This is a genomic window from Streptomyces sp. NPDC091972, assembly GCF_044756385.1.
In the GTDB taxonomy this organism is placed as follows: domain Bacteria; phylum Actinomycetota; class Actinomycetes; order Streptomycetales; family Streptomycetaceae; genus Streptomyces.
In genome coordinates this window covers 367,439-393,736 of record NZ_JBIVSV010000006.1, presented here as the reverse complement: position 1 = coordinate 393,736, position 26,298 = coordinate 367,439, and the positions used below count along the sequence as shown (strand labels likewise).

Sequence of the window (26,298 nt, the reverse complement as noted above, 5' to 3'; positions counted from 1 at the left end):
TATGCCGCGCTCCATGGTCACTGACGATGTTCCCCGTTACAAGTCGTGCACCAAGGCCGCTTGTCACCACCATGGAGAACCCGGAGGCCACGCCGCCATGACAGCCGTCGCCGAAACCCCGACGCGCACACCGCGCCGAACGTACTCCCGCTGGACGGCCCTTGCCGTCCTGTGCGCGGGGACGCTCATGACGATCCTGGACGGCAACATCGTCACGGTCGCCATGCCGGCCGTCCAGAGCGACCTCGGTTTCTCGGCGCCGGGCCTGGCGTGGGTGGTCAACGCCTATCTGATCCCGTTCGGCGGGCTGCTGTTGCTGGTGGGCCGGCTCGGTGACCTGGTCGGCCGCAAGCGCATGTTCACGGCGGGGCTCGCCGTGTTCACGGCGGCGTCCGTGCTGTGCGGGGTGGCCACCGGCCAGGGCGCGCTGATCGCGGCACGTGCCTTGCAGGGCGTGGGCGGGGCGATGACCTCGGCCGTGGTGCTCGGCATGCTGGTCTCGCTGTTCCCCGAGCCACGTGAACAGGCCCGCGCCATCGCGGTGTTCAGCGCGGTGGGTGCGGCGGGCGGGGCACTGGGCACCTTCCTCGGCGGGGCGCTGACGCAGGCACTGAACTGGCACTGGATCTTCCTGATCAACCTGCCGATCGGGATCGTCGCCCTCGTCGCGGCCGTGCGGGTGCTCGCCCCCGAGGACGGTGACGGACTCGGCCGGGGCGCGGACTATCCGGGGGCCGCGCTGGTGACGGGGGCGCTGATGCTGACGGTGTACGTGATCGTCGGGTCCGGTGACCGCGCTCCGGCCGGCACGCTCGTCCTGGCCCTGGCCGCCGTCGTCCTGTTCACGGCGTTCACCCTGCGCCAGGCCCGTGCCGCCCGCCCGCTGCTGCGGCTCCGGCTGTTCGGCTCCCGGCTGCTGTCCGGCGCGAACGCGGTGCAGATCCTGATGATCGCCACGATGTACGGCTTCCAGTTCCTGGGCGCGCTGTACGTCCAACGGGTCCTGGGGTTCGGCGAGTTGCTCACGGGTACGGCGTTCCTCCCGGCGCCGGTCGCGATCGGGGTGCTGATGCTGGGGCTGTCGGCCCGGACCGTCGGACGGTTCGGCGCGTACCGGGTCCTGCTCGCGGGGCTCGTCCTCATCGTCGCCGGGATGGCCCTGCTGAGCCGTGCGCCCGCCGACGGCTCGTACGCCGCGGACGTCCTCCCACCGCTGATGCTGCTGTCCGTCGGATTCGCGGCGGCGATGCCCGCGCTGACCGGACTCGCCATGTCGGGTGCCCGGGCGGAGGACGCCGGGCTGGCGTCGGGGCTGTTCAACACCACGCAGGTGGTGGGGGGTTCGCTCGGGCTGGCCGTGCTGTCGGTGCTGGCGGCCAGTCGTACGGAGGGCTTGCTGGCGGGCGGGGCCGAGGTGGTCTCGGCGACGGCCGAGGGGTACCGGACGGCGTTCCGGGTGGGGACGGCGATCGCGGCGGGGGCTCTGGCACTGGCCGCGGTGGTGCTGCGGCCGCGCGCGGGTGCGCGGGGCTGAGGGCCCGAGGAGGCGCCTCGGCCTGCCGTCGGGCGGGCGCGTCACGCGGTTCCCCGCGCCCTTGCGGGGCCCGGTCGCGGCCATCGTGACCGAACCCACCCAGGGGCGCGGGGAACTGCGCGGCCGGTCCCCACCCACCCGCGGTCAAAGCGCTCCCCGGAACACCCCCTCGTGATCCTCCACCCACTCCCGGTACGTCCGCGCCGGGCGCCCCAGCACCTCCGCCACATCCCCGGTGACCACGGCGTTCCCGCCCTCGGCCACGAAGCGGACGCTCCGCAGCATCCCCTGCGCCGACTCCTCGCTCCAGCCGGAGGCCACCAGCAGCTCACGCGTCTGGGCCGGGGTCAGGTCCCGGAGTTCCACCCGGCGGCCGAGCACCTCCCCCAGCACGGCCGCCTGGTCCTGGGGACTGAGCGTCTCGGGTCCGGTCAGGGTGTACGTCCGCCCCGCGTGACCCGGACCGACCAGCGCCGCGACCGCGATCTCGGCGACGTCCCGCGGGTCGACGCCCCCCTGCCGGCCCGAGCCCAGCATGTTCGGCACCGGCTCACCCGCACGGAGCGCCCCCGCCCAGCTCGACGTGTTGGACGCGAAGGCCGACGGCCGCAGGATCACCCACTCCAGACCGCTCTCCCGGACCGCCTCCTCGCCGTGGCCGTGCGCGATGCCGCCCAGGCCCGTCCTGGGGTCCCCCGCGCTGATCGCGGACAGCTTCACCACGCGCCGCACTCCCGCCGCCCGGGCCGCCTCCACCATTGCCCGGTCGCTGCCGGCGTCCTCCGGTCCGAAGACACCCACGAGGAAGGCGGCGTCCGCGCCCGCCATGGCCGACGCCACCGAGTCGGGGTCGCGATGGTGCCCCCGGGCCGCCTCCACTTGCGGGGGCAGCTCGGCCCGCCCCGGGTCCCGCGTGAGGGCGCGCACCTTCTCGCCGCGTGCCACCAGCCGTCGTACGACATCTCTTCCGATGGTGCCCGTGGCACCCGTGACCAGGATCATGGGCTCCACGGTGGGCGCGGCACCGCCCCGGCCGATAGGAAATTCCGGCACGTTTCGCGCGTCCCGACTCCGACGTCCCGCGCTTACGGTGGAGGCGTGACCGACTCCGTTTCCGAGCGTGCCCCGCGCGCTCCCGAGCCGCCGGGTCCGTGGATCGCCGGGATCGGGCCCCTGGCCGTGGCGGCGGATCCCCGGGAGCCGTTCGTCCGGCTGCCGGACCCCACGACCAAGGTGATCGTCCGCAGGGAGGCGCACGGCCGGCCCACCCTGCTGGTGGCGGGGCCCCGCGCCCGGGCCACGTACCACGAGGGCAAGCGGGACGTGTCCTGCCTTGAGGTACGGCTCGCGCCCGGCACGACCCGTCCGCTGCTGGGCGTCCCCGCGGTGGAACTCGTCGGACGGATCGTGCCGCTGGGCGCGCTGCCGAGCCCGGGCGCACGGCGGCTGGCGTACGAACTCGGGCGGCTGGAGCCCGAGGACGTGGCCGCGCGGCTCCCGGACCTCCTCCCCGACCGGCTGCCCGACGCCGCCGACGGGGCGCGCGCCGAACTGCTGCGGGCCGCGGTCGCCGCACTGTCGGTCCGCTCGGGCCGCGCACCCCGTCCGGTCGGCGAGGTGGCCCGTGAACTGGCTGTCAGTGAGCGCCAGTTGCGCAACCTGTTCAGTGAGGGCGTCGGGCTCTCGCCCAAGCACTACGCCCGCGTCGACCGGGTGCGCGCCGTGCTCGACCGTGCCACCGAGCTCGCCGCGGCCGAACTGGCCGCGGTCACCGGCTACTACGACCAGTCCCACATGACGTCCGACTTCCGCGCCCTGATGGGCGTGCCGCCGCGCTCCTACTTCTCCGGACGGCTTCCCGTTCCCCGCGCCTGCCAGGTGATCGACAGACCGTGAGCCGACTCCCCAGCGACCTGCCATCGCCTTCTCACGGCATTCCCAAGTCGCCGCGCGACCCTCAACACCCCTTCACAGCGCCCCGCTTGGAGACGACGTGGCCTTCCTGTCCAGATCTGCCGCCCGCCGCACCCTGCTGGCCGCCCTCGGAGCCGGCGTGCTGAGCTCCCGGTGGGCGTCCGCCGGGGCCGCGGGCCGGGCCGGGCTCGACGACCCGGTCAAGAAGGACCTCGCGATGCGGCTGGTGTCCAGCGCGGAGAACTCCTCGCTGGACTGGGAGGCGCAGTACGCCTACATCGAGGACATCGGGGACGGCCGCGGCTACACCGCGGGCATCATCGGTTTCTGCTCCGGTACGAGCGACATGCTGGCGCTGGTCGAGCTCTACACGCGGCGGGTACCCGGCAACCCGCTGGCCCCGTACCTGTCCGCGCTGCGGGCGGTGGACGGCACCGACTCGCACGACGGGCTGGACCCCGGCTTCCCCGCGGCCTGGCGGGAGGCGTCCGGGACCGCCGCCTTCCGCCGGGCGCAGCGGGACGAGCGGGACCGCGGCTACTTCGACCCGGCGGTCGCACGCGCCAAGCAGGACGGCCTCGGCACGCTCGGTCAGTTCATCCACTACGACGCGATGGTCATGCACGGCCCCGGCTCCGACGCCCTGAGCTTCGGCGGCATCCGGGACCGGGCCCGCGAGGGGGCCGACACGCCTGCCGACGGCGGTGGCGAGACGAGGTATCTGCACGCCTTCCTGGACGCCCGGGTGCGGGCGATGCGGCAGGAGGCGGCGCACCATGACGTGAGCCGGGTCGAGACCGCCCAGCGGATCTTCCTGGAGCAGGGCAATCTCGACCTGGACCCACCGCTCAGGTGGAGGGTGTACGGGGACAGTTACGAGATCGGCTGAGCGGGGACGGCCTCCATCGGGTGGGTGACCTCCTGGGCGTCCCGGCCCCGGCCGAGATGGTTGAAGACCAGGTTCAGCGCCACCGCGGCGACGCACCCGGTCGAGATCCCCGAGTCCAGGACGATCCGCGCGGTCTCGGGGAAGGCGTGGTAGAACTCCGGCGCGGTGATCGGGATGATGCCCACGGCCAGCGACACGGCGACGACCAGGACGTTGTTGTCCTTCTCCAGGCCCGCCTTGACCAGGGTCTGGATGCCGCTGGCGGCCACCGAGCCGAACAGCACCACTCCGGCACCGCCGAGCACCGGGCGGGGCACGACGGCGATGAGCGAGGCGGCCATGGGGCACAGGCCCATCAGGACCAGGAAGGCGCCGCCGGTGGCGACGACGTAGCGGCTGCGGATCCTCGTCATCGCCACCAGGCCGATGTTCTGGGCGAAGGCGCTGCACATGAAGCCGTTGAAGAGGGGGCTGAGCGCGGAGCCGAGGGTGTCGGCGCGCAGGCCCGCCGCGATGGTCCGCTCGTCGGCCGGCCGCTCGACGATCTCGCCCAACGCCAGCATGTCGGCGGTCGATTCGGTCATCGAGACCACCATCACCACGCACATCGAGACGATCGCCGCGACCTGGAACTGCGGTGCGCCGAAGTGGAACGGCGTCGGGAAGCCGACGACCGCGGCGTCCGTGACCGGACCGAAGTCCGTGGCGCCGAAGGGGATCGCGAGCACGGTGCCGACCACGAGGCCCAGCAGCACCGCGACCTGCTTCACGAAGCCCCGGGTGAAGCGGCGCAGGAGCAGCACGATCAGGAGCGTCGCCGCGGCCAGGCCCAGGTTGGTCGTCGAACCGTAGTCCCCCGCCGTGGGGTCGGGCCCCTGCGCCCAGCCGAAGGCGACCGGCAGGAGCGAGACGCCTATCAGGGTGATGACGGTCCCGGTGACGACCGGCGGGAAGAAGCGGATGGCCTTGCTGAAGAAGGGGGCGGCGAGGAAGCCGAGGAGTCCGGCGACGATCACGGCGCCGAAGACGACCGGCAGGGCGTCGGACTTGTCGTCGGTGGAGGCGACGACCGCGGTCATGGGGGCGACGCCGGCGAAGGTGACGCCGTTGACGAAGGGCAGCCGGGCGCCGATCCGCCAGATGCCGAGGGTCTGGAGGAACGTGGCGAGGCCCGCGGTGAACAGGCAGGCGCCGGTGAGGAAGGTGAGGTCGGCGGGGGAAAGGCCGATGGCCGCGCCGACGATCAGCGGCGGGGCGACGACTCCGGCGTACATGGCGGCCACGTGCTGGAGGCCGGTGGTCGCCATCTTCAGGGCGGGGAGCTTCTCGTCGACGGGGTGGACTGACACTGCGGCTCGCCTCCGGGCGGTTACACGGCTGCCGCAAGGCGGTGCCGTGGGTTTCATGGAGGTGGTGCGAGTGGTCGTGCGGGACCGGGAACGGAGACCGTTCCGGGGCGCGTGCGTCCAACACGCGCCCCGGGCACGGCCGCCGTGGACACCACGGGGCGTCCACGGCTGCCGGCCGGGAGCCGTCCCTCCCGGCCGGAGATCGATGCCGTACGGGACTCAGTGACCGGCGATCCGGGCCAGGCGCTGCGCCTGCTCCCGCGTCGAGCGGGCGATCTCGTCCTCGTCGACGTGCAGCAGGCGGCCGTCCTCCACGATCTGGCGGCCGTTGACGAACGAAGCGGTGACCGGGGCCGCCGCGCCGAGGACCAGTGCGGAGACCGGGTCGGCGATGGAGGCGTGGGCGAGGGTGTCGAGCTTCCAGAGCACCAGGTCGGCGAGCTTGCCCGCCTCCAGGGAGCCCGTCTCGGCCGCGCGGCCCAGGACCTGGGCGCCGCCGTAGGTGCCGAGGCGCAGGGCCTGGCGGGCGTTCAGGGCCGCTTCCCGGTGTGCGCCGAGGCGGTTGATGAGCAGGGCGTTGCGCAGTTCGGTGTGGAGTTCGCCGGACTCGTTGGACGCGGTGCCGTCGACGCCGAGGCCGACCGGGACACCGGCCGCGAGCATGTCCGGGACCCGCGCGATACCGGCGGCCAGCCGGGCGTTGGACGAGGGGCAGTGGGCGACGCCCGTCCTCGTACGGGCGAAGGCGGCGATGTCGGAGTCGTTCATGTGGACGCAGTGCGCCATCCACACGTCCTCGCCGAGCCAGCCGGTGGACTCGAAGTAGTCGGTGGGGCCCATACCGAACAGTTCCTTGCAGAACTGCTCCTCCTCGACGGTCTCCGAGCCGTGGGTGTGCAGCCGTACCCCCAGACGGCGGGCCAACTCGGCGCCCTGCCGCAGGAGTTCGGTGGAGACGGAGAAGGGTGAGCAGGGCGCGACGGCGACCTGGGTCATCGCGTCGAAGGAGGAGTCGTGATGCTCCTTGACGGTCGCCTCGGTCGCGGCGAGGGCGCCTTCGAGGGTCTCCACGGCGAAGTCCGGGGGCAGGCCGCCGTCCTTCTCGCTGCGGTCCATGGAGCCGCGGGCGAGGGTGAAGCGGACGCCGGTCTCGCGGGCGGCGCGGATGATCGCGCCGGACAGGTCGCCCGAGCCGGCGGGGAAGACGTAGTGGTGGTCCATGGCGGTGGTGACGCCGCCGCGGGCCATCATCGCGAGCGACCCCTGGGCGGCCGCGTGGACCATCTGCTCGTCGATGCGCGCCCAGGTCGGGTACAGCGCGACGAGCCAGTCGAAGAGGTTGTGGTCGGTGGCGAGGCCCCGGGTGATCCACTGGTAGAAGTGGTGGTGGGTGTTGACCAGGCCCGGGGTCACCAGGTGGCCGGTGGCGTCGATACGGCGGTCGACGTTCTCCAGGCCCTCGGGGGCCCTGCCCGCGCCGAGCGACTCGATGCGGTTGCCGGCGATGACGACGTGTCCGCTCGGGTACTCGGTGTCGTGCGCGTCCACGGTCGCGATCGAACAGTTCTCGATGACGATGCGCCGGTCTGCTGCCATGGTTCGTCCTTTGCACTGGGGTGGAGAGGGCACGGCAGGACCCCGGGAGTTTGAGTGCCGCGGCCGGTGGGCCCTTCCAGGCCCTTGCCGGCCGCGGGTGCCGCGACGGAGTTGCTAGAGGTTGGTGAGGTCCACCGGGATCCTCGGCTCGACGCCGTCCCGCAGGACGGTCGCCTCGATCAGGCCGTAGGGCCGGTCGGCGGCGAAGTACACCTCGTTGTCGTTCTTCAGGCCGAAGGGCTCCAGGTCGACCAGGAAGTGGTGCTTGTTGGGCAGCGAGAAGCGGACCTCGTCGATCTCGCTGCGGTTCTCGATGATCCGCGCCCCCATCTGGTACAGGGTCTGCTGGAGCGAGAGCGAGTACGTCTCGGCGAAGGCCTGGAGCATGTGCTTGCGCACCTGCTCGTAGGACTTCTCCCAGTGGGGCGCCTTCTGCTCGTCGTCGGTCCAGTTGAAGCGCCAGCGGGCGGAGACCTCGGTGGCCAGGATGCGGTCGTACGCCTCGGTCAGGGTCGTGTACTTGTCCTTGACGTAGCCCCAGAACTCGGAGTTGGTCGAGTTCATCACCGTGAGGTCCTTGAGGCCCGAGACGACCTCCCACGACGAACCGTCGTAGGTGATCTGCGTCAGCCGGGTCTCCTGGCCCTTGCGCACGAAGGAGTGCTTGACCTCGTCGGCGCCGATGAACCGGGAGTTGGCGTCGGAGGCGGCGATGCGCTCCCAGGCGTACTCCTCGATGCGGATACGGGCCTTCTTGATCGGTTCCTGCGAGGTCACGAAGTGGCGGGCCAGGTGGATGCCGAACTGTTCGGCGGACTCGATGCCGTGCTCCTTGGCGAACGCGTACACCGTGTTCTTGGTGGTGTCGGTCGGCAGCACGTTGGCGTTGGAGCCGGAGTAGTGGACGTCGTCCATGTCGCCGCTCAGCGCCACCGAGACGTTGAGGTCCTTGATGTGGTGGGTGGCGCCGTCCCGCGTGATCCTGACGACGCGGTTCTCGGCCTTGCCGTACTGGTTCTGTCCCAGGATCACAGGGCGCCCGGGGCGGGAATTGACGGTCATGTAGCTAGCTCCCTCGGTAAACGGAGTAGCCGAACGGGTTGAGCAGCAGCGGTACGTGGTAGTGCTCGCCCGGCACGACGGCGAACGTGATCGCCACCTCCGGGAAGAACGCACCGGCACCGCTGTCCCGATTCGCGGGGGCGTCCTGCTGCGCATCGGCTTGCTTCTTCAAGAAGTACGGCTCCACGGCGAAGTCGAGCCGTACGTGGGTGGTGTCCTCCGGCAGCGCCGGCAGGTCCTTGCACCGTCCGTCCGCGTCGGTGGCGGAGCCGCCGAGCGCCTGCCAGTCCGCCTGACGGCCGGCGCGGGCCGCGAGCTGGACGGGGACGCCCTCGGCGGGGCGGCCGACGCTGGTGTCCAGGATGTGCGTGGACACGGATGCGGTGGCGCTGGTGCTCATGGTCGGGCGTCCTCTTCGACGATGCGGGCGAGCCGGATGCGGTTGATCCTGCCCAGCTCGGTGCGGACGATCTCGCGTTCCCGATCCGGCGTGTTGCCGATCCGCTCCTCGAGCGCGTCGCGCATCTGCTCGGCGCTGCGGCCGGTCGCGCAGATCAGGAAGACGTGGCCGAACCTCTCCTGGTACGCCAGGTTCAGCTCCAGCATCTGGGCCCTGAGCTCGTCGGAGGCGCCGGCCATGCCGCGCTGTTCGCGGGCGGAGGTCGGGTCCCCGGGCTTGGGGCGGCCGATCGGCGGGTGGCCGGCCATGGCCTCGGCGAGGTCGTCGGCGGTCAGCTCGCCCATGGCGGCGTCGCTGGTGCCGTAGAGGTCCTCGGCACTCGCGTAGGGGCGGGCGGCGAGCAGACGCCGAACCCACGCCGTCGAGGCGCACGCCTCCAGGAGGACGGCGTGGGCCGCGTGCTCCTCCAGGACGTTGAACCGGGCCAGGCCGGGGGACGTGGAAGTCGAAGTCACGGAGTCAGCTAACGCCCCCGCGCGACATCGCGTCAACACTTTGTTGAAAATTCGGGGTTACGAAACCCGATGGAGGCCAGAGCCTACGCTTTGTCCCGGTTCAGGTAGTTGTAGACCGTGAAGCGACTCACCCCGAGGGCGCTCGCCACGGTCTCCACGCCGTGCCGTACGGAGAAGGCGCCGCGCGCCTCCAGTATCCGGACGACCTCCTGCTTGGCCTTGCGGTCCAGGTCGGCGAGCGGCTTGCCCTGCTTGCGCTCCATGGCGGCCAGGATGTGGTCGAGGGAGTCCGCGAGCTGCGGCAGCCGTACGGCGACCACGTCGGCGCCCGCCCAGGAGAGCACGACGTCGTCGGGTCCGGCCTCGTCCGGCGGGAGCATCTCCCCGCCCATGGCGTCGACCAGCGGCTTGACCGCCGCGACGAACGGCTCGTCGGCGCTCACGCGTCGGCCTCCCCGAGGACGTTCACCTGGAGGGAGATGCGGGTGGCGCCGGAGGCGAGGGTCCGACGCAGCAGGGCGTCCACGGCGATGAGCACCTCGTCGGCGCCGCCTTCGGCCGAGTTGCCGAACGGGCCGACGTCCACCGCGTCCAGCTCGGCCGCCTCGATCACCTCCCGGGCCACGAGCGCGTGCGCCGGGGCCTCGTCGAGGTCGAAGGGCTCGGTCGTGAACTCCACTCTCAATCGCACGCGCACAACCTAACCCGCGGTGCCGTTTTCCGTCGGGCCCTCTTGACAACGCCTCCGACCCGACGGCAATCTTCCAATAAGCAGAAACTAACTTCCACAATGCGGAACTAATCGCTGATGAAACCACTCGACACGGAAGGGAGCGCCGACCCGATGGGATTCGCCGACCAGCGCTTCAACGTCAACCTGTCGATCCTCTTCACGGAACTCCCGCTCCTGGAGCGCCCCGCGGCGGCGGCCGCGGCCGGCTTCACGGCGGTCGAGCTGTGGTGGCCCTGGATCGACACCCCGACCCCCGAGCGGTCCGAGCTCGACGCCCTGAAGAAGGCGATCGAGGACGCGGGCGTCCAGCTCACGGGACTGAACTTCTACGCCGGCGAGCTGCCGGGCCCCGACCGCGGCGCCCTGTCGATCCCCGGCGAGGAGTCGGAGCGTTTCCGCGCCAACATCGACGTGGCCGCCGACTTCGCCGCATCGCTGGGAACGAAGGCGCTCAACGCCCTGTACGGCAACCGTGTCGAGGGCGTGGACCCGGCCGAGCAGGACGCGCTCGCGCTGGAGAACCTGGTCCTCGCGGCCCGCGCGGCCGACCGGATCGGCGCGATCCTCCTGATCGAGGCCCTCAACAAGCCCGAGTCCCCGCTGTACCCGCTGGTGAGCGCGCCCGCGGCGGTCGGGATCGTCGACAAGGTCAACGACGCGACCGGCCTCGGCAACGCGAAGTTTTTGATGGACCTCTACCACCTGTCCATGAACGGCGAGGACCTGCCGGCGGTGATCGAGGAGTTCACCGCGAGGACCGGCCATGTACAGATCGCCGACAACCCGGGCCGCGGCGCTCCGGGGACCGGATCGCTGCCCCTCGACGACCTCCTCGACCGACTGCGGAAGGCGGGCTACGACGGCTGGGTCGGTCTCGAGTACAAGCCGGGCGACCGCCCGAGCGCCGAGGCCTTCGACTGGCTGCCCCGCTGACCCCCTTTTTTTCCTGAGAGGCACCCCATCATGAGCAACCTCGCGCATTCCTCCCACCCGACCCGCCCGGCGATTGCCTGGATAGGCCTCGGCATCATGGGCTCCCCCATGTCCGAGAACCTGGTCAAGGCGGGTTACGACGTCACCGGCTTCACCCTCGAACAGGACAAGCTGGACCGGCTGGCCGCCGCCGGCGGCACCGCCGCCGCCTCGATCGCCGAGGCCGTGCGGGACGCCGACGTGATCATCACGATGGTGCCCGCCTCCCCGCAGGTGGAGGCCATCGCCTACGGCCCCGAGGGCATCCTGGAGAACGCCCGCTCCGGCGCCCTGCTGATCGACATGTCCTCGATCACCCCGCAGACGTCCGTCGACCTGGCGAAGGCGGCGAAGGACAAGGGCATCCGCGTTCTGGACGCGCCCGTGTCCGGCGGTGAGGCCGGCGCGATCGAGGCCGTGCTGTCCATCATGGTCGGCGGTGAGCAGGCCGACTTCGACGAGGCCCGGCCGATCTTCGAGGCGCTCGGCAAGACCATCGTGCTGTGCGGTCCGCACGGCTCGGGCCAGACCGTGAAGGCCGCGAACCAGCTCATCGTCGCCGTCAACATCCAGGCGTGCGCCGAAGCCGTGGTCTTCCTGGAGAAGTCGGGCGTGGACCTCAAGGCCGCGCTGGACGTCCTGAACGGCGGCCTCGCCGGCTCGACCGTGCTGACGCGCAAGAAGGACAACTTCCTCCAGCGGGACTTCAAGCCGGGCTTCCGCATCGACCTGCACCACAAGGACATGGGCATCGTGACCGACGCCGCCCGCAACGTCGGCGCGGCCCTGCCCGTCGGCGCCGTGGTCGCCCAGCTCGTCGCCAGCCTGCGCGCGCAGGGCGACGGGGGCCTGGACCACTCGGCGCTGCTGCGGGCCGTGGAGCGCCTGTCCGGCGCCCAGGTCTGACCTGCCCCAAGACTCCGGGCGGCGCCACCGCTGACATCTGTCCTGTCGCGCCCAGGCGGTGGCGCCGCCCGGAACCATGCCCACCCGTTCAACACTTTGCCGAGGACTGCCCACCATGTCGCAGCGCGTGCTCACCACCGAGTCCGGCGCCCCGGTCGCCGACAACCAGAACTCCGCCTCCGCCGGCGTCGGCGGCCCGCTCCTCCTCCAGGACCAGCACCTGCTGGAGAAGCTGGCCCGCTTCAACCGTGAGCGGATCCCGGAGCGAGTGGTGCACGCCCGCGGCTCCGGCGCGTACGGCCACTTCGAGGTGACGGACGACGTCACGGGGTTCACCTGCGCCGACTTCCTGAGCTCGGTCGGCCGCCGCACCGAGGTCTTCGTGCGCTTCTCGACCGTCGCCGACTCGCTCGGGGGCGCGGACGCGGTCCGTGACCCGCGCGGCTTCGCGGTCAAGTTCTACACCGCCGAGGGCAATTACGACCTCGTCGGCAACAACACCCCGGTGTTCTTCGTCAAGGACCCCGTCAAGTTCCCGGACTTCATCCACTCGCAGAAGCGGGACCCCTTCACGGGCCGTCAGGAGCCGGACAACGTCTGGGACTTCTGGGCGCACTCCCCCGAGGCCACGCACCAGGTGACCTGACTGATGGGCGACCGCGGCATCCCGGCGTCGTACCGCCACATGAACGGCTACGGCTCGCACACCTACCAGTGGACGAACGCCGAGGGCGAGGCCTTCTTCGTCAAGTACCACTTCAAGACCAACCAGGGCATCCGGTCGCTGTCGTCGGAGCAGGCCGCGGAGATCGCGGGCCGGGATCCGAACTCGCACCAGACGGACCTGCTCCAGGCGATCGAGCGGGGCGTGCACCCGTCCTGGACGCTGTACGTGCAGCTCATGCCGGCGGCGGAGGCGGCGGACTACCACTTCAACCCCTTCGACCTCACCAAGGTGTGGCCGCACGCCGACTACCCGCTCCGGCGGGTGGGCCGCCTGGTCCTGGACCGGAACCCGGACAACGTCTTCGCGGAGGTCGAGCAGGCCGCGTTCTCCCCGAACAACTTCGTGCCGGGCATCGGTCCTTCGCCGGACAAGATGCTCCAGGGCCGGCTGTTCGCGTACGCCGACGCGCACCGCTACCGCCTGGGCGTCAACCACACCCTGCTGGCGGTGAACGCCCCGAGGGCGACGACCGCGCAGAACTACGGCCGGGACGGGTTCATGGCCACCAACCCGCAGGGCCGCTACGCCAGGAACTACGAGCCCAACTCCTACGGCGGCCCGTCGGAGACCGGCCGCGCGCTGTCCGCGCCCCTGGCGGTCAGCGGCTGGACCGGCACCCACGAGGCGGCCCGGCACACCAAGGACGACGACTTCTTCCAGGCGGGCGAGCTGTACCGCCTGATGTCCGCCGACGAGAGGTCCCGCCTGGTCGCGAACATCGCCGGGGGCCTGTCCCGGGTCTCCCGCGACGACGTGATCGAGAAGAACCTGGCGCACTTCCACGCGGCCGACCCGGAGTACGGCCGGCGCGTGGAGGAGGCGGTTCACGCCCTGCGCGAGGACTGAGACTCCCTGGCCGCACCCGAGGTGCCCGCGACCCGGATGAGGGGTGGTCGCCCGGTACCGGGTGCGGTCAGGGGAGGACCGCGGCGGCAGGCGAGCCAGTGCGGTGGTGAAGGTCCCGGGCCCTCCTTCTTCGACCTGAGGGAAGGAGCGCGTACCCGGTTCCGTCGCGGCCGCCGCGGTCCCGGCAGGACCCCCGGGGGGGATGCAGAGCGCCGGACACGGACGGTCCCGTGTCCGGCGCTCCGTCGTGTCCGGGGTGCGGAATCCGGCGGGGCGCAGGACGCTGAAGGCATGGCAGCACAATCGGCACACCAACCGCATGTCGTGGTGCACGCTCCCGGCCTGGACGGGTCCCGGCGGGTCACCGCGGACGACGAGAACCTGGGCGTCGCCTCGCACCTGGACGACGTCGTCGAGCTGCTCCGGCTCGCCGACCTGGACCGGATCGAGGTCGAGGACGACGACATCGTGGAGTGGCAGGGCGGCGGTCCGGACGACTGGCCGGGCCTGTCCGGGCCCCACGACGGGTGAGCGGGCGTACGGCAGCGGTCGTACGCCCGCTACGGAATGCTCAAATCAACCTCTGAACATGGGTCGGGGGGCTTCAACGGGCCCCGGCCCCGGGCACATTCTCTACACGTGAGGGCCCGCCGGCACGGGGGCGGCGGGCCGCACGACGGGGGACGGCCTCGGGGGAGCCGGGCACGGAAAAGGGCGGTCCCACCATCGCGGTGGGACCGCCCTTCGCCGTGCGGGGTGTCAGACCTTCAGCGGCTTGACCGACGTCGGCGCGTGGCCCGGTTCCGTCGCGATCTCCTCGAACTCGACCACGTTGCCGATGTCGTTCGTCGTCGACATCGAGATGTTGGTGACCCGCTCCAGGATGGCCTCGACGACGACCGGCACCTGGAACTCGGCGGCGAGCTTCTTGGCCTGCTCCAGGGCGGCGCCCAGTTCCGCCGGGTCGGTCACCCGGATCGCCTTGCAGCCGAGGCCCTCGGCGACCTTGACGTGGTCGACGCCGTAGACGCCCAGCTCCGGCGAGTTGATGTTCTCGAACTCCAGGTTCACCTGGAAGTCGATGTCGAAGGCGCGCTGGGCCTGGCGGATGAGGCCCAGGTAGGAGTTGTTCACCAGGACGTGGATGTACGGGATCCTGTGCTGGGCGCCGACCGCCAGCTCCTCGATCATGAACTGGAAGTCGTAGTCGCCGGAGAGGGCGACGACCTGCGCCTCCGGGTCGGCCTTGGCGACGCCCAGCGCGGCGGGGATCGTCCAGCCGAGAGGGCCAGCCTGACCGCAGTTGATCCAGTGCCGGGGCCGGAAGACGTGCAGCATCTGGGCGCCGGCGATCTGGGAGAGGCCGATCGTGGAGACGTACCGGGTCTCCGGGCCGAAGGCCCTGTTCATCTCCTCGTAGACGCGCTGCGGCTTGATCGGGATGTCGTCGAAGTGCGTACGGCGCTGGAGGGTCGCCCTCTTCTCCTGCGCCGAGGCCGCCCACGCCGAGCGGTCGGGCAGCCGGCCCGCCGCCTGCAACTCCCGCGCCACCTCGACGAAGAGCTCCAGGGCGGCCTTCGCGTCGGACGCGATGCCGTAGTCCGGCGCGAAGATCCTGCCGATCTGGGTGGGCTCGACGTCGACGTGCACGAACTTCCGGCCGGCCGTGTAGACGTCCAGCTTGCCGGTGTGGCGGTTGGCCCAGCGGTTGCCGATGCCGAGGACGAAGTCGGACTCCAGGAAGGTGGCGTTGCCGTAGCGGTGCGAGGTCTGAAGGCCCACCATGCCGGCGTTCAGCTCGTGGTCGTCGGGCAGGACCCCCCAGCTCATGAGGGTCGGGACGACCGGGACGCCGGTCAACTCGGCGAATTCGACCAGGAGTTCGGCGGCGTCGGCGTTGATGACACCGCCGCCGGCGACGATCAGCGGGCGCTCGGACTCGTTGAGGAGCGTGAGCGCCTTCTCGATCTGGGCGCGGCTCGCGGCCGGCTTGTAGACCGGGAGCGGCTGGTACGTCTCCGGGTCGAACTCGATCTCGGTGAGCTGGACGTCGATCGGCAGGTCGATGAGGACCGGGCCCGGGCGGCCGGAGCGCATGAGATGGAAGGCCTGCTGGAAGACGCCGGGGACCTGGGCCGCCTCCAGGACGGTGACCGCCATCTTCGTCACCGGCCCCGCGATGGAGGCGATGTCGACGGCCTGGAAGTCCTCTTTGTGGATCACTGCGGTCGGGGCCTGGCCGGTGATGCACAGGATCGGGATCGAGTCGCCGGTGGCGGAGTACAGCCCGGTGATCATGTCGGTGCCGGCCGGGCCGGAGGTCCCGATGCAGACACCGATGTTGCCCGGGTGGGTCCTCGTGTACCCCTCGGCCATGTGCGAGGCGCCCTCCACGTGGCGGGCGAGGGTGTGGTGGATGCCCCCGGAGGCCTTGAGCGCGGCATAGAAGGGATTGATCGCCGCGCCGGGGACACCGAACGCGTCCGTGACACCTTCGCGCTTGAGGATCTCAACTGCCGCGCGGGCAGCGGTCATTCGAGCCATCGAGTACTCCTGCTTCGACTGCTTCTGATGCTTTGGCTGTCGGATGCGTACTCCCGTCGCGCCCCGCGGCGAGCACTTCCGTATTATGGAATATGTTTTCTACTATCTGGAAGCAATGTAGGTGGAGGGGGCGAGGCCGTCAAGAGACGAAGGTGGTCAAGAGACGGACAGGCGGCGGCTTCCTGGAGGACGATGAGGCCATGTCCGAGAGCGTGTCGGTGCGCTGTCCGGTCTGCCGGCGCGAGCACCTCTACGCGGCGCCGTCGTACCCGTGCGAGTGCGGCGCCCCGGTCTGTCCGCCGCTGGACCGGCACAGCGCGCCCACGGCCGTCGCCCACCAGGTGTGGGAGGAGGCGTGGGTCGCCGTGGAGTGCGCGGTCTGCGGCCGCGAGGCCGAGTGGCCGCAGCCGGAGCTGGGCTGTGGCTGCGGCACTGTCCTGCGGATCGCGGTCGCCGGGGGCACCTGCCCCGAGCCGCGGCCCGAGCCGGAGGTGGTGGCCCCCGCTCCCCCGCGCCGCGCCTTCCAGCCCATCACGATCCGCACCGCGCGCGACGCGGTCACCGTCGCCGCGCTCTATCTGCGCTGGCTCGGCTACCAGGACATCCGGCGCGCGGACCAGCGGCCGCCGTCCGGCATCGGTCTGGCCGCCCGGGGACTGCTGGCCCAGGTGGATCCGACCGTACGGCCGGCCTCGCCGCGGGACGTGGAGTGCCTGTGGCTGACGGCCATGACGGAGTCCGCGCACTGCGTGTACTTCTCCCTGGCCGGCTACACCAGCGAGGCCCGCACCCGCGCCGACACCCTGGGCGTCCCCCTGTTCGTCCTCGACCTGACGGGCACACCACAGCCGGTGAACACCCTGGCGGACGAACTGAACGGTCCGTAGCGCCGGGCGTGACGGGGCGGCCCACACGGGCCCGGGGGCCGGCCGGGACGGTGGCCCGCCCCGAGCGCCGGACAGCACGGAGGCCGGGGCAGCGCTGACCAACCGCTTGGGTCGGCCCGATCTCGGCTCCCGTGACGGCCCGAGGGCGGAGGCCGGGCGCGCAGTTCCCCGCACCCCTGGGCAGCTTGCAGTGGCCCGGCTCCACGGACGATCAGGGGCCGCCGCAGGCACTCAGGGGCGCGGGGAACCGCGCAGAACGCCCGCCCCCGCCGGACCCGCAGACAAACACGAGCCGCCACACACCCCACGTCCCCATCGCCGCGGCCGCGAGACGCCACTGCCGAAACCGATCGCCGCACGCCGCCCCGACAGCTCACGCTCACCCCGGGACCGCGCCCGGCACCGGCCCAGGCCACACGACCACCAGGGCCTCAACCCCCGACGCCGGCCCGGAGACGGGGAGTGCGTACGCCCCGAGCCGGCCACGCCCTCAGCCCCGCGCGTAGGTCTCCCGCAGTTCCACCTTGCGGACCTTGCCCGACACCGTCATCGGGAAGGCGTCGAGGATCTTCAGGCGGGTCGGGATCTTGTAGTGGGCCAGCCTGCCGTCGCAGAACGCGCGCAGTTCCTCCAGGCTCGGCGGTGCGGCCGGGTCGCGGGGAATCACGCAGGCCAGCACCTCCTCGCCGTAGCGCTCGTGAGGAACGCCGACCACCTGGACGTCCGCGACCTTCGGGTGGCCGTAGAGGAACTCCTCGATCTCGCGCGGGTAGATGTTCTCGCCACCCCGGATGATCATGTCCTTGATGCGGCCGACGATCTCGACGTACCCGTCCTCGCGCATCACCGCCAGGTCACCGGTGTGCATCCAGCGACCGGGGTCGACAGCCTCCGCGGTCTTCTCGGGCTCGTTCCAGTAGCCGAGCATCACGCTGTAGCCACGGGTGCACAACTCCCCCGCGGTTCCCCTGGGTTGGGTGACCCCGGTCGCCGGGTCGACGACCTTGACCTCGATGTGCGGCAGGACCCGGCCGACCGTGCCGGTGCGGTGCTCCAGGTCGTCGTCCCTGCGGGTCTGGAGGGACACCGGGCTCGTCTCCGTCATGCCGTAGCAGATGGACACCTCCGCCATGTGCATCTCCGCGACCACCCGCTTCATCACCTCCACCGGGCACGGCGAGCCCGCCATGATGCCGGTGCGCAGCGAGGAGAGGTCGTACGTCGCGAAGTCGGGGAGGTTCAACTCCGCGATGAACATGGTCGGTACGCCGTACAGCGAGGTGCAGCGCTCCTGCTGGACGGCCCGCAGCGTCGCCGCCGGGTCGAAGGACGGGGCCGGGATGACCATGCAGGCGCCGTGCGAGGTGGCCGCCAGATTGCCCATCACCATGCCGAAGCAGTGGTAGAAGGGCACCGGGATGCACACCCGGTCCTCCTCCGTGTAGGAGATCGACTCGCCCACGAAATAACCGTTGTTGAGGATGTTGTGGTGGGAGAGCGTGGCCCCCTTGGGGAAGCCCGTGGTGCCCGAGGTGTACTGGATGTTGATCGGGTCGTCGCAGGACAGGTCCGGGTACGCCGGGTCCGGCACGGCCCGCCCCAGCAGCTCCTCCCAGCTCGGGTCGCCGATGTAGACGACCTCCCGCAACTCCCGGCACCTGCCCCGCACTTCGTTCACCATCGCCCGGTAGTCACTGCTCTTGTGGCTGAGCGAGGCGAAGAGGAGGGAGATCCCCGCCTGGCCCAGCACGTACTCGACCTCGTGGGTGCGGTACGCCGGGTTGATGTTCACCATGATCGCGCCGATGCGGGCGGTGGCGTACTGGACGAGCACCCACTCGGGGCAGTTGACCGCCCAGATCCCCACCCGGTCGCCCTTGGCCACCCCGGAGGCGAGCAGCGCGGACGCCAACTCGTCGACGTCGGCGCCGAACTGGGCGTAGGTCCAGCGCCGCCCGGACGGCAGGTCGACGAGCGCCTCCCGGTCGGGCCAGGTCGCCACCGCCCGGTCCAGGTTGGCCCCGATGGTGTCGCCGATCAGTTCCGTCGTGCCGGTGCCGTGCGCGTACGAGTTCACCGGAAGTCCTCCTCGCGGTACTCCGCGTCCGAGCCCGCCGCGGTCGCCTCCCGCAGCTCGATCCGCCGGATCTTCCCCGACACCGTCTTCGGCAGCTCCCCGAACTCCAGCCGCCGGATCCGCTTGTAGGGCGCCAGCGTCTGCCGGGAGTGCTCGAACAGCACCTTGGCCGTGTCGGGCCCGGGCTCCCAGCCCTCCGCCAGCACGATGTACGCCTTCGGGACGGCGAGCCGCAGCTCGTCGGGGGCGGGCACGACGGCCGCCTCGGCGACCGCCTCGTGCTCCAGGAGCGCGCTCTCCAGCTCGAAGGGGCTGATCTTGTAGTCGGAGGCCTTGAAGACGTCGTCGCTGCGGCCGATGTAGGTCAGGTAGCCGTCGGCGTCCCGCGAGGCCACGTCCCCGGTCCGGTAGTAGCCGCCGGCCATCGCCTCCGCCGTGCGGTCCGGGTCGCCGTGGTAGCCGGTCATCAGGCCGACCGGCCGGGCCGACAGGTCCAGCGCGATCTCGCCCTCGTCCGCGCCGGGCGCGCCGGACACCGGGTCGAGGAGTTCCACCTTGTACCCGGGGCTCGGGCGGCCCATGGAACCGGTCTTGAGCACCTGCCCGGGGCTGTTGGAGACCTGCACGGCCGTCTCGGTCTGGCCGAAGCCGTCCCGGATGGTGACGCCCCAGGCCCGCCGGACCTGTTCGATGACCTCGGGGTTCAGCGGTTCTCCGGCCGCGACCGCCTCCCGGGGCGGGGTGCGCAACTGGGTCAGGTCGGCCTGGATGAGCATGCGCCACACGGTCGGCGGGGCGCAGAAGGTGGTGACCTGGGCCCGGTCCATCTCGGACATGAGGCGTGCGGCGTCGAAGCGCGTGTAGTTGTGGATGAAGACGGTCGCCTCGGCGTTCCACGGCGCGAAGAGGTTGGACCAGGCGTGCTTGGCCCAGCCGGGCGAGGAGATGTTGAGGTGGACGTCACCGGGCCGGAGGCCGATCCAGTACATGGTCGCCAGGTGCCCGATCGGGTACGAGGTGTGGGTGTGCTCGACGAGCTTGGGGCGGGCCGTCGTACCGGAGGTGAAGTACAGCATCAGCGGGTCGTCGGCGAGGGTGGGCCCGTCGGGCAGGAACTCCTCGGGGGCGGCGTAGGCGTCCTCGTACGGCTGCCAGCCCTCCGGTACGCCGCCGACCGCGATGCGCGTGTAGTCGCCGGGCACCTCGTCGAACTTGCCGGTGTCCTCCGCCCGCACCAGGACGTGCCGCACCCGGCCGCGCTCGACGCGGTCGCGCAGGTCGGCGGGGCCGAGCAGCGGGGTCGCCGGGATGACGACGGCCCGCAGCTTCATGGCGGCGAGGGCCGTCTCCCACAGCTCGGTCTGGTTGCCCAGCATGACGAGGATCCGGTCCTCGGCCTCCACCCCGCGCTCGCGCAGCAGGTTGGCGACCCGGTTGGAGCGCTCGGCCATCTCGGCGAAGGACAGCCGGACCTCGCCGCCGTCCTCCTCGACGATGTGCAGGGCGGTGCGGTCGTTGTCCTGCGCGATGACGTCGAACCAGTCGAGCGCCCAGTTGAAGTGTCGCGGGCGGGGCCAGGTGAAGCCCTCGTACGCCGTGGCGTAGTCCTCGCGGTGGTGCAGCAGGAAGTCCCGCGCCTCGCGGAAATCCTCCGTGGCCGTCATCTTGCGTCCTCCTCGTACCGGACCATTGCCGGGCGGCTCTCTGCCATCGTGTAATCCGTGATGCAGGTCTCACTACCCCCGAACGGGGGTGTGTGCGGCGGTGAAGGGACGAACAGGTGACAGTGGACGCGGCCGGCGCGGTGGAGATCCGGCGTGCACTGGTGCGGCTGCGGCGCTCTACGGGCCTCCCGGTGGCGTTCGGCGGCCTGGTGGAGTCCGGGCACCCGCGGATACGCATCAGCGAACTGAGCGGTACGGCCACCACCTCGCTGCTCGCGCTCGCGGTGACCTCGGGCAACGGCCTCGGCGGCAAGACCGTCGCACTGGCCCGCCCGTGCGCCGTGGCCGACTACTCGCTCTCCCGCCAGATCAGCCACGAGTACGACGCCGCGGTCGCCGCGGAGGGCCTGCGCTCGGTGCTGGCCGTGCCCGTGGTCGTACGGCGCCGGGTGCGGGGCGTGCTGTACGGCGCCCTGCGCGACGCCCGTCCGCTCGGTGACCGGATCCTGACGGCGGCGGTGGACGCGGCGCGGGACGTGGAGCAGGCGCTGGTCGTGGCCGACGAGGCCCGGGACGTGCTGGCGGCGGCGCGGGCCGAGCCAGGTCGCGGTGACGCCTCCGCGTGGGAGCAGGTCCGGGAGGCGCACGCGGCGCTGCGGGCACTGGCCCCGCGGATCGGCGACCCGGCGCTGCGGGCCGAGCTGCTCGACGCGTGCGCGCTGCTGACCCCGGATTCCGCGCCCTCCGAGGCGGTCGCTCTGGCACCTCGTGAGCTGGACGTACTGGCCTGTGTGGCGGCCGGGGCGACGAACGCGGTGGCCGCGCAGCGGCTGGGCGTGAGCGCCGAGACGGTCAAGGCGTACCTGCGGTCGGCCATGCGCAGGCTGGGTGCCAGGACGCGGGGCGAGGCGGTGGTCGCCGCTCGCCGGGCGGGACTGCTCCCGTGAGGACCGGCCGCTCGCGTACCATTTGCAGACAACTCATTCATTCGCGGGCGCTTTGAATTTCTTCATGCGGAACCGGTTGTTATTTCCCTCACCGCATCTTCCCGTCGAATTTCAAAGCACCTTGCCTAATATTGGCCAGGACACGACACAGGGAGGGGAGCGGTGACCGTGCCACGCGACTTCCAGGAGCCTGCGAGATGCCGCCCCGACCTGGTCATCGGACGGGACGAGCTGTTCGGCCAGGCCCGTGAGCAGCTCGCCCGCGGCGGCAGCGTGCTCCTGCACGGTCCGGCCGGAATAGGAAAGTCGACCGTGCTGCGGGCCCTGGCCGCGGAATACGGCGAGACGGCCCGCACCGTGTTGCGCTGCTCGGCCACCGAGTCCGAATCCCACCTCCCCTTCCTGGCCCTCGCCGACCTCTTCGGCCTGGTCCTCGACGACATCTCCGACCACCTGCCCGCGGCCCAGCGCACCGCGCTGGAATCGGCGCTGACCGGGCGGGGCGAGTCCACCCTCCAGCGCGACGGCCTCGCCCTGCGCCTGGCGGTGCTGTCGGCCCTGCGCGCCCTCGCCGCCGAGGGGCCGGTTCTGGTCGTCGCCGACGACGTGCAGTGGCTGGATCCGGCCAGTCTGGAGCTGCTCGGCTTCGCCGCCCGCCGGCTCGGCGACATCCCCGTGCGGATGCTGTGCGCGGTCCGGACCGACGGCCCCGGGTACGACCGCCATCTACGCGCGTTGCCACCGGACAGCCTCGCCGTCCGCTGCAACCCCCTCACCCGCGCCCAGGTGGCGGAACTGCTCGACCACCGCGGCTACACCGGCCTCCAGCGCTCCACCGTCCGGGACATCCACCGCACCAGCGGCGGCAACCCGTTCTACGCCCTGGAACTCGGCCGGGCCCTCACCGAGAACCCGACCCCGCCCCGCCCCGGCGAGCCCCTGCCGGTGCCCACCTCGCTCAGGGCGCTGGTGCTCAGCCGGCTGGAGATGCTGTCCGAGGAGGCCCGGCACACCCTGCTGGTGGCGAGCGCGGGCGCCCGCCCCACCCCGGCCCTGCTGCACGCGGCCGGGCGCGTGCACGCCGAGGCCGAGATGGCCCAGGCGGCCGCGCTGGGCCTGCTCGCCACAGAGGCCGAGGGGCCCGCCGTACGCTTCGCGCATCCGCTGATCTCGGCCGCGCTGTACGCGGAGGCGCCCGCGCAGGAACGGCGGGACGCGCACCGGGCGCTGTCCACGGCCGCCTCCGACCCGATCGAACGGGCCCGCCACCTGGCCCTCGCGACCATCGGCACCGACCCGGAGGTGGCCGCCCGGCTCGCCGAGGCCGCGGCCCTGGCCCGGGACCGGGGCGCCCCCTCGATGGCGGCCTCCCTCGGGCTGCTGTCGGCCCGGCACACCCCTGCCGACTCCGTGCCCGCCCCGGACGTGCGGCGGCTCACCGCGGCCGAGGACGCGATCACCGCCGGGGAGCTGGACCTCGCCCGGGACATCGCCCGGGACGTGCTGACCCGGGCCACCGTGCCCGCGGACCGGGTGCGGGCCTGGATCATCGTGATCGACACCGCGGGCCACGCCATGACGGAGGTCGACGAAGTCTTCCCGCAGGCGCTGGCCGACGCCGGCGAGGACCCCGAGCTGCTCGCCCTGGTCCGCTACCAGCTGGCCTGGCGGGCGCTGCTCGTCGAGGGCGACTTCGACGAGGCGCGCGGGGAGGCGGCGCGCTCGGCGGCGCTGGCCGCGCGGGCCGGCGACCGCTACAACGAGCTCATGGCGCTGGCCTTCCAGGCCCAGCTCGAGACCCTGATGGGCCATCCCGACGCCCCCGCCACCATCAAGCGCGCCCTGAAGGAGCCCCAGGACCCGCGGGTGGCCGTCCACCACAACGGAGCCGGGTACTCCCGCTTCCGCTGGCTCATCATGAGCGACCAGTTGCCCGAGGCCCGCGCGACCGTCACCGCGCTGCTGCGCGAGGTGCGGCGGCGCGGGTCGGTCGAGAGCGAGGTGCACTTCCTGCGCGGGGTGGCCGAGACCGAGCTGCGCTCGGGGCACTGCGGGCGGGCGCTCGACGTGGCCCGGGAGAGCCTGCTGATGGCCCGGGACACCGGGATCGGCGAGGTGGCCTCGGCCGTGCTCGCCTCCATCGCGGAAGCCTCGGGCGGACAGGTCGAGCGGGCGCTGGAGCTGGCCCGCGAGGCGGTCGACCACTCCGAGGAGAACGGCGACCAGATGTACGAGTCCCGGGGCCTGGCCGCCCTCGGGTACGCCCAGCTCGTCGCCGGGGACGCGCAGGGGGCGGTCCGGTCGCTGCGCCGGGTGCGCGAGCTGGAGCACGGGCTCGGCATCACCGACCCGGCGCGCGGCCGCTGGCAGGGCGACCTCGCCGAGGCCCTCGTACGGATCGGGGAGACCGGTGAGGCGCAGGACGTCATCGACGTGACGCGGGTGAACGCGCTCCGGCTGGGCCGGGAGAGCGTGCTCGCCGTACTGGACCGGGCCGAGGCACTGGTGCGGGCGGCACGGGGTGAACACGACGCTGCGCTGGTGCAGTTGACCTCGGTGCAGGATCGTCTCGCCAAGCTGGGCTACGGCCTGGAGGAGGCCCGCACCGCCTTCGCCCTGGCCCAGCTGCGCACCCGGCGGCCCGGTCCGACCTCGTACGACGAGGCGGCCCGGCTGTTCAGGCGGTGCCGGGCGCTGCCGTGGCTGCGCCAGGTGGAGGCGGCCGCGCTGGCCCGGCCCGCGGAGCCGGAGCCCGCGCACACCGTGGCGCCGGACGGACTGGAGAGCCTCGAAGGGCTCGCCTCGATGGAGCGCCAGGTGGCCGCGCTCGTGATGGAGGGCGCCACCAACCGGGAGATAGCCGCACGGCTGTTCATCAGCGTGAAGACGGTCGAGGCGACGCTCACCCGGGTCTACCGCAAACTCGGGATCCGCTCCCGGGTGGACATCGTCCGGCTCGCGGCGGGCCGCAGGCCGTAACCGAGGGGCCGTCAGAACGGCTTCCACCACAGCCGACCGAGGGTTTTCCCTGCCCAACTCCCTTAGGGGCTTCCCTCATTGGGACGGGGAACTCCCGCGTTCTAGCTTATGAACGTGCCGCTCGCCCGGGCATACGGGGGTCGGTCCCGCGACCCCCCGTGCACCCCCACACCCGCGCGACCCCCACCGGCAACCCTGAGGAGACTCACCGATGTTCGGTCTCACCCGTGCGAAGAAGGCAGGCGCGGCCGGCCTGGCCGCCGCCGCTGCCGCCGCCACCGCGTTGCTCGGCGCCCCCACCGCCGTCGCCGCCCCCCAGCCCATCGTCGGCGGTACCACGACGACCACGACCGCGTACCCGTTCATGATGCAGATCACGGACGCCTCGCAGAACCAGTTCTGCGGCGGCACCCTGGTCTCCGCGACCAAGGTCGTCACCGCGGCCCACTGCATGGTCGGCGAGACCACCAGCAGTGTGAGAGTCGTCGGCGGCCGCACCTACCTCAACGGCACCAACGGCACGGTCAGCCGGGTCAGCAGGATCTGGATCAACCCCGGCTACACGGACGCCACCAACGGCGACGACGTGGCCGTGCTGACCCTGTCGACGTCGATGCCCTACACGACGGCGTCGTACGTCTCCTCCTCCCAGACGAGCGTGTACGCGGCGGGCACCACCGCCCGCATCCTCGGCTGGGGCACCACCTCGTCCAACGGCAGCTCCTCCAACCAGCTGCGGACCGCGACCGTCCCGATCGTGTCCGACACCAGCTGCCGGAGCTCCTACGGGTCGGACTTCGTCCAGACCGACATGGTTTGCGCCGGATACACCTCCGGCGGCACAGACACCTGCCAGGGCGACAGCGGCGGTCCCCTGCTCATCGGGGGCGTCCTGGCAGGGATCACTTCATGGGGAGAGGGCTGCGCGCAGGCCGGTTACCCGGGTGTCTACACCCGGCTGACCACCTTCTCCAGCCTGGTGACCGCACAGGTCAACTCGTAGGTCCCCAGCGGTTCTCCTGAGCGTCCCTCAGGTGCGAGACCGGGGGCGCTGCGGGCCACCACGAGCGGCCCGCAGCGCCCCCATCCATGTTTGAATGACCGCCATGGTGTCCACGGACCGTGTTCTCGCCTTCGCCGCGATGTCCCTGCTCGTGATCGTCATTCCGGGGCCCAGCGTCCTGTTCGTGATCGGCCGGGCCCTCGCCCACGGCCGGCGCACCGCGGTGGCCACGGCGGTCGGCAACGTCTTCGGTTCCTATCTGCTCGTCGTGGCGGTGGCGGTCGGGATCGGCTCCCTGGTGGAGCGGTCGGTGGCCGTCTACCTGGCGGTGAAACTGGCGGGCGCCGCCTATCTGGTCTTCCTCGGCGTCCAGGCGTTCCGGCACCGCAAGGAGCTGACGGCGGCGGCGATCACCCGGCGGCCGGCCGGACCGGCGCGCGGCGATCTGCGGACCGTCCTCGACGGAGCCCTGGTCGGGGTCACCAACCCGAAGGGCGTCGTCTTCTTCGCGGCCGTGCTCCCCCAGTTCGTGGACCACGCGGCGGGGCACGTCCCGGCGCAGATGCTGCTGCTCGGCCTGGTCCCCATCGCCATCGGCCTGGTCACGGACACCCTGTGGGGCCTGACCGCGTCGGCCGCCCGCACCTGGTTCGCCCGCTCGGACCGCCGCCTGTCGCTCATCGGCGGCGCGGGCGGCTTCACGATGATCGGACTCGGCCTGACGGTGGCGGTGACGGGCCGGGCGGACTGAGCC

The 26,298-nt window shown here is 71.8% G+C and carries 22 protein-coding genes and 1 pseudogene; 12 read left to right on the top strand and 11 right to left on the bottom strand.

The genetic code is table 11. The features are described from left to right. Positions 1-97 precede the first annotated feature (97 nt). Positions 98-1,534, top strand: coding sequence for an MFS transporter (locus ACIQJT_RS20745; protein WP_402645448.1), 1,437 nt, complete (start codon positions 98-100; stop codon positions 1,532-1,534). Positions 1,535-1,678: 144 nt separating this feature from the next. On the opposite strand, the gene ACIQJT_RS20740 is transcribed toward ACIQJT_RS20745, so the two are convergent. Next, the gene (locus ACIQJT_RS20740) at positions 1,679-2,545 is read right to left on the bottom strand and encodes an NAD(P)H-binding protein (protein ID WP_402645709.1); all 867 of its coding nucleotides are present in this window, start codon (positions 2,543-2,545) and stop codon (positions 1,679-1,681) included. A gap of 87 nt (positions 2,546-2,632) precedes the next feature. Between ACIQJT_RS20740 and ACIQJT_RS20735 the strand changes: the two genes are divergently transcribed. Together ACIQJT_RS20735 and ACIQJT_RS20730 are read left to right on the top strand one after the other, a co-directional pair. After that, positions 2,633-3,430 (top strand): helix-turn-helix domain-containing protein, encoded by a 798-nt coding sequence (locus tag ACIQJT_RS20735; RefSeq protein ID WP_402645445.1) that lies wholly within the window; start codon positions 2,633-2,635, stop codon positions 3,428-3,430. 97 nt (positions 3,431-3,527) lie between these two features. Next, complete coding sequence (locus tag ACIQJT_RS20730; RefSeq protein ID WP_402645442.1) at positions 3,528-4,337, top strand: chitosanase; 810 nt, start codon at positions 3,528-3,530, stop codon at positions 4,335-4,337. On the opposite strand, the gene ACIQJT_RS20725 is transcribed toward ACIQJT_RS20730, so the two are convergent. From ACIQJT_RS20725 to ACIQJT_RS20695, 7 genes are all read right to left on the bottom strand, one after another. Then, positions 4,322-5,686 carry a nucleobase:cation symporter-2 family protein gene (locus ACIQJT_RS20725; protein ID WP_402645439.1) on the bottom strand — a complete coding sequence of 455 codons (1,365 nt, stop codon included), beginning with the start codon at positions 5,684-5,686 and terminating at the stop codon, positions 4,322-4,324. The genes ACIQJT_RS20730 and ACIQJT_RS20725 overlap by 16 nt on opposite strands. 219 nt (positions 5,687-5,905) lie before the next feature. Beyond that, on the bottom strand, positions 5,906-7,282 hold the full coding sequence (locus ACIQJT_RS20720; protein WP_402645436.1) for an 8-oxoguanine deaminase: 1,377 nt from the start codon (positions 7,280-7,282) through the stop codon (positions 5,906-5,908). 114 nt (positions 7,283-7,396) lie between these two features. Next, entirely contained in the window at positions 7,397-8,344 is a 948-nt protein-coding gene (pucL, locus tag ACIQJT_RS20715) for a factor-independent urate hydroxylase (protein ID WP_402645434.1), read from the bottom strand. A gap of 4 nt (positions 8,345-8,348) precedes the next feature. Beyond that, positions 8,349-8,744 (bottom strand): hydroxyisourate hydrolase, encoded by a 396-nt coding sequence (gene uraH, locus ACIQJT_RS20710; RefSeq protein WP_402645431.1) that lies wholly within the window; start codon positions 8,742-8,744, stop codon positions 8,349-8,351. Then, the gene (gene uraD / locus ACIQJT_RS20705; protein WP_402645428.1) at positions 8,741-9,259 is read right to left on the bottom strand and encodes a 2-oxo-4-hydroxy-4-carboxy-5-ureidoimidazoline decarboxylase; all 519 of its coding nucleotides are present in this window, start codon (positions 9,257-9,259) and stop codon (positions 8,741-8,743) included. The genes uraH and uraD overlap by 4 nt, the downstream gene beginning before the upstream one ends. 83 nt (positions 9,260-9,342) lie before the next feature. Further along, the gene (locus ACIQJT_RS20700) at positions 9,343-9,651 is read right to left on the bottom strand and encodes a helix-turn-helix domain-containing protein (protein WP_365458805.1); all 309 of its coding nucleotides are present in this window, start codon (positions 9,649-9,651) and stop codon (positions 9,343-9,345) included. A gap of 47 nt (positions 9,652-9,698) precedes the next feature. Then, positions 9,699-9,950: a hypothetical protein gene (locus tag ACIQJT_RS20695; protein WP_402645425.1), complete on the bottom strand. Its 252-nt coding sequence runs from the start codon at positions 9,948-9,950 to the stop codon at positions 9,699-9,701. A 153-nt stretch (positions 9,951-10,103) separates the two neighbouring features. Between ACIQJT_RS20695 and ACIQJT_RS20690 the strand changes: the two genes are divergently transcribed. The 4 genes and pseudogenes from ACIQJT_RS20690 to ACIQJT_RS20675 all read left to right on the top strand — a co-directional run bounded on the left by ACIQJT_RS20690 (position 10,104) and on the right by ACIQJT_RS20675 (position 13,974). Continuing rightward, positions 10,104-10,925 carry a TIM barrel protein gene (locus tag ACIQJT_RS20690; RefSeq protein WP_402645706.1) on the top strand — a complete coding sequence of 274 codons (822 nt, stop codon included), beginning with the start codon at positions 10,104-10,106 and terminating at the stop codon, positions 10,923-10,925. A gap of 30 nt (positions 10,926-10,955) precedes the next feature. Continuing rightward, entirely contained in the window at positions 10,956-11,870 is a 915-nt protein-coding gene (locus tag ACIQJT_RS20685; RefSeq protein WP_402645422.1) for a 2-hydroxy-3-oxopropionate reductase, read from the top strand. Between the two features lie 115 nt (positions 11,871-11,985). Further along, positions 11,986-13,443 (top strand): annotated as a pseudogene (locus ACIQJT_RS20680) (catalase). A 291-nt stretch (positions 13,444-13,734) separates the two neighbouring features. Continuing rightward, entirely contained in the window at positions 13,735-13,974 is a 240-nt protein-coding gene (locus tag ACIQJT_RS20675; protein ID WP_365458253.1) for a hypothetical protein, read from the top strand. Positions 13,975-14,202: 228 nt separating this feature from the next. On the opposite strand, the gene gcl is transcribed toward ACIQJT_RS20675, so the two are convergent. Further along, positions 14,203-15,987: a glyoxylate carboligase gene (gcl, locus tag ACIQJT_RS20670; protein WP_402645418.1), complete on the bottom strand. Its 1,785-nt coding sequence runs from the start codon at positions 15,985-15,987 to the stop codon at positions 14,203-14,205. Between the two features lie 200 nt (positions 15,988-16,187). On the opposite strand from gcl, the gene ACIQJT_RS20665 reads away from it, so the two are divergent. Next, a complete protein-coding gene (locus ACIQJT_RS20665) occupies positions 16,188-16,874 on the top strand; it encodes a hypothetical protein (RefSeq protein WP_365458247.1) in 687 nt (228 codons plus the stop codon). 490 nt (positions 16,875-17,364) lie between these two features. Here ACIQJT_RS20665 and ACIQJT_RS20660 read toward each other — a convergent pair whose 3' ends face one another. Together ACIQJT_RS20660 and ACIQJT_RS20655 are read right to left on the bottom strand one after the other, a co-directional pair. Further along, entirely contained in the window at positions 17,365-18,951 is a 1,587-nt protein-coding gene (locus ACIQJT_RS20660) for an AMP-binding protein (RefSeq protein WP_402645414.1), read from the bottom strand. Beyond that, positions 18,948-20,615 carry an AMP-binding protein gene (locus tag ACIQJT_RS20655; protein WP_402645411.1) on the bottom strand — a complete coding sequence of 556 codons (1,668 nt, stop codon included), beginning with the start codon at positions 20,613-20,615 and terminating at the stop codon, positions 18,948-18,950. Before ACIQJT_RS20655 ends, ACIQJT_RS20660 begins: the two co-directional genes overlap by 4 nt. A gap of 116 nt (positions 20,616-20,731) precedes the next feature. On the opposite strand from ACIQJT_RS20655, the gene ACIQJT_RS20650 reads away from it, so the two are divergent. From ACIQJT_RS20650 to ACIQJT_RS20635, 4 genes are all read left to right on the top strand, one after another. Continuing rightward, a complete protein-coding gene (locus ACIQJT_RS20650; RefSeq protein ID WP_402645408.1) occupies positions 20,732-21,562 on the top strand; it encodes a LuxR C-terminal-related transcriptional regulator in 831 nt (276 codons plus the stop codon). Between the two features lie 162 nt (positions 21,563-21,724). Further along, positions 21,725-24,541: an AAA family ATPase gene (locus ACIQJT_RS20645; RefSeq protein WP_402645405.1), complete on the top strand. Its 2,817-nt coding sequence runs from the start codon at positions 21,725-21,727 to the stop codon at positions 24,539-24,541. 211 nt (positions 24,542-24,752) lie between these two features. After that, positions 24,753-25,544, top strand: coding sequence for a S1 family peptidase (locus ACIQJT_RS20640; protein ID WP_402645402.1), 792 nt, complete (start codon positions 24,753-24,755; stop codon positions 25,542-25,544). A 103-nt stretch (positions 25,545-25,647) separates the two neighbouring features. Continuing rightward, positions 25,648-26,295, top strand: a complete 648-nt coding sequence (locus tag ACIQJT_RS20635; protein WP_402645703.1) for a LysE family translocator — start codon at positions 25,648-25,650, stop codon at positions 26,293-26,295. Positions 26,296-26,298 lie beyond the last annotated feature (3 nt).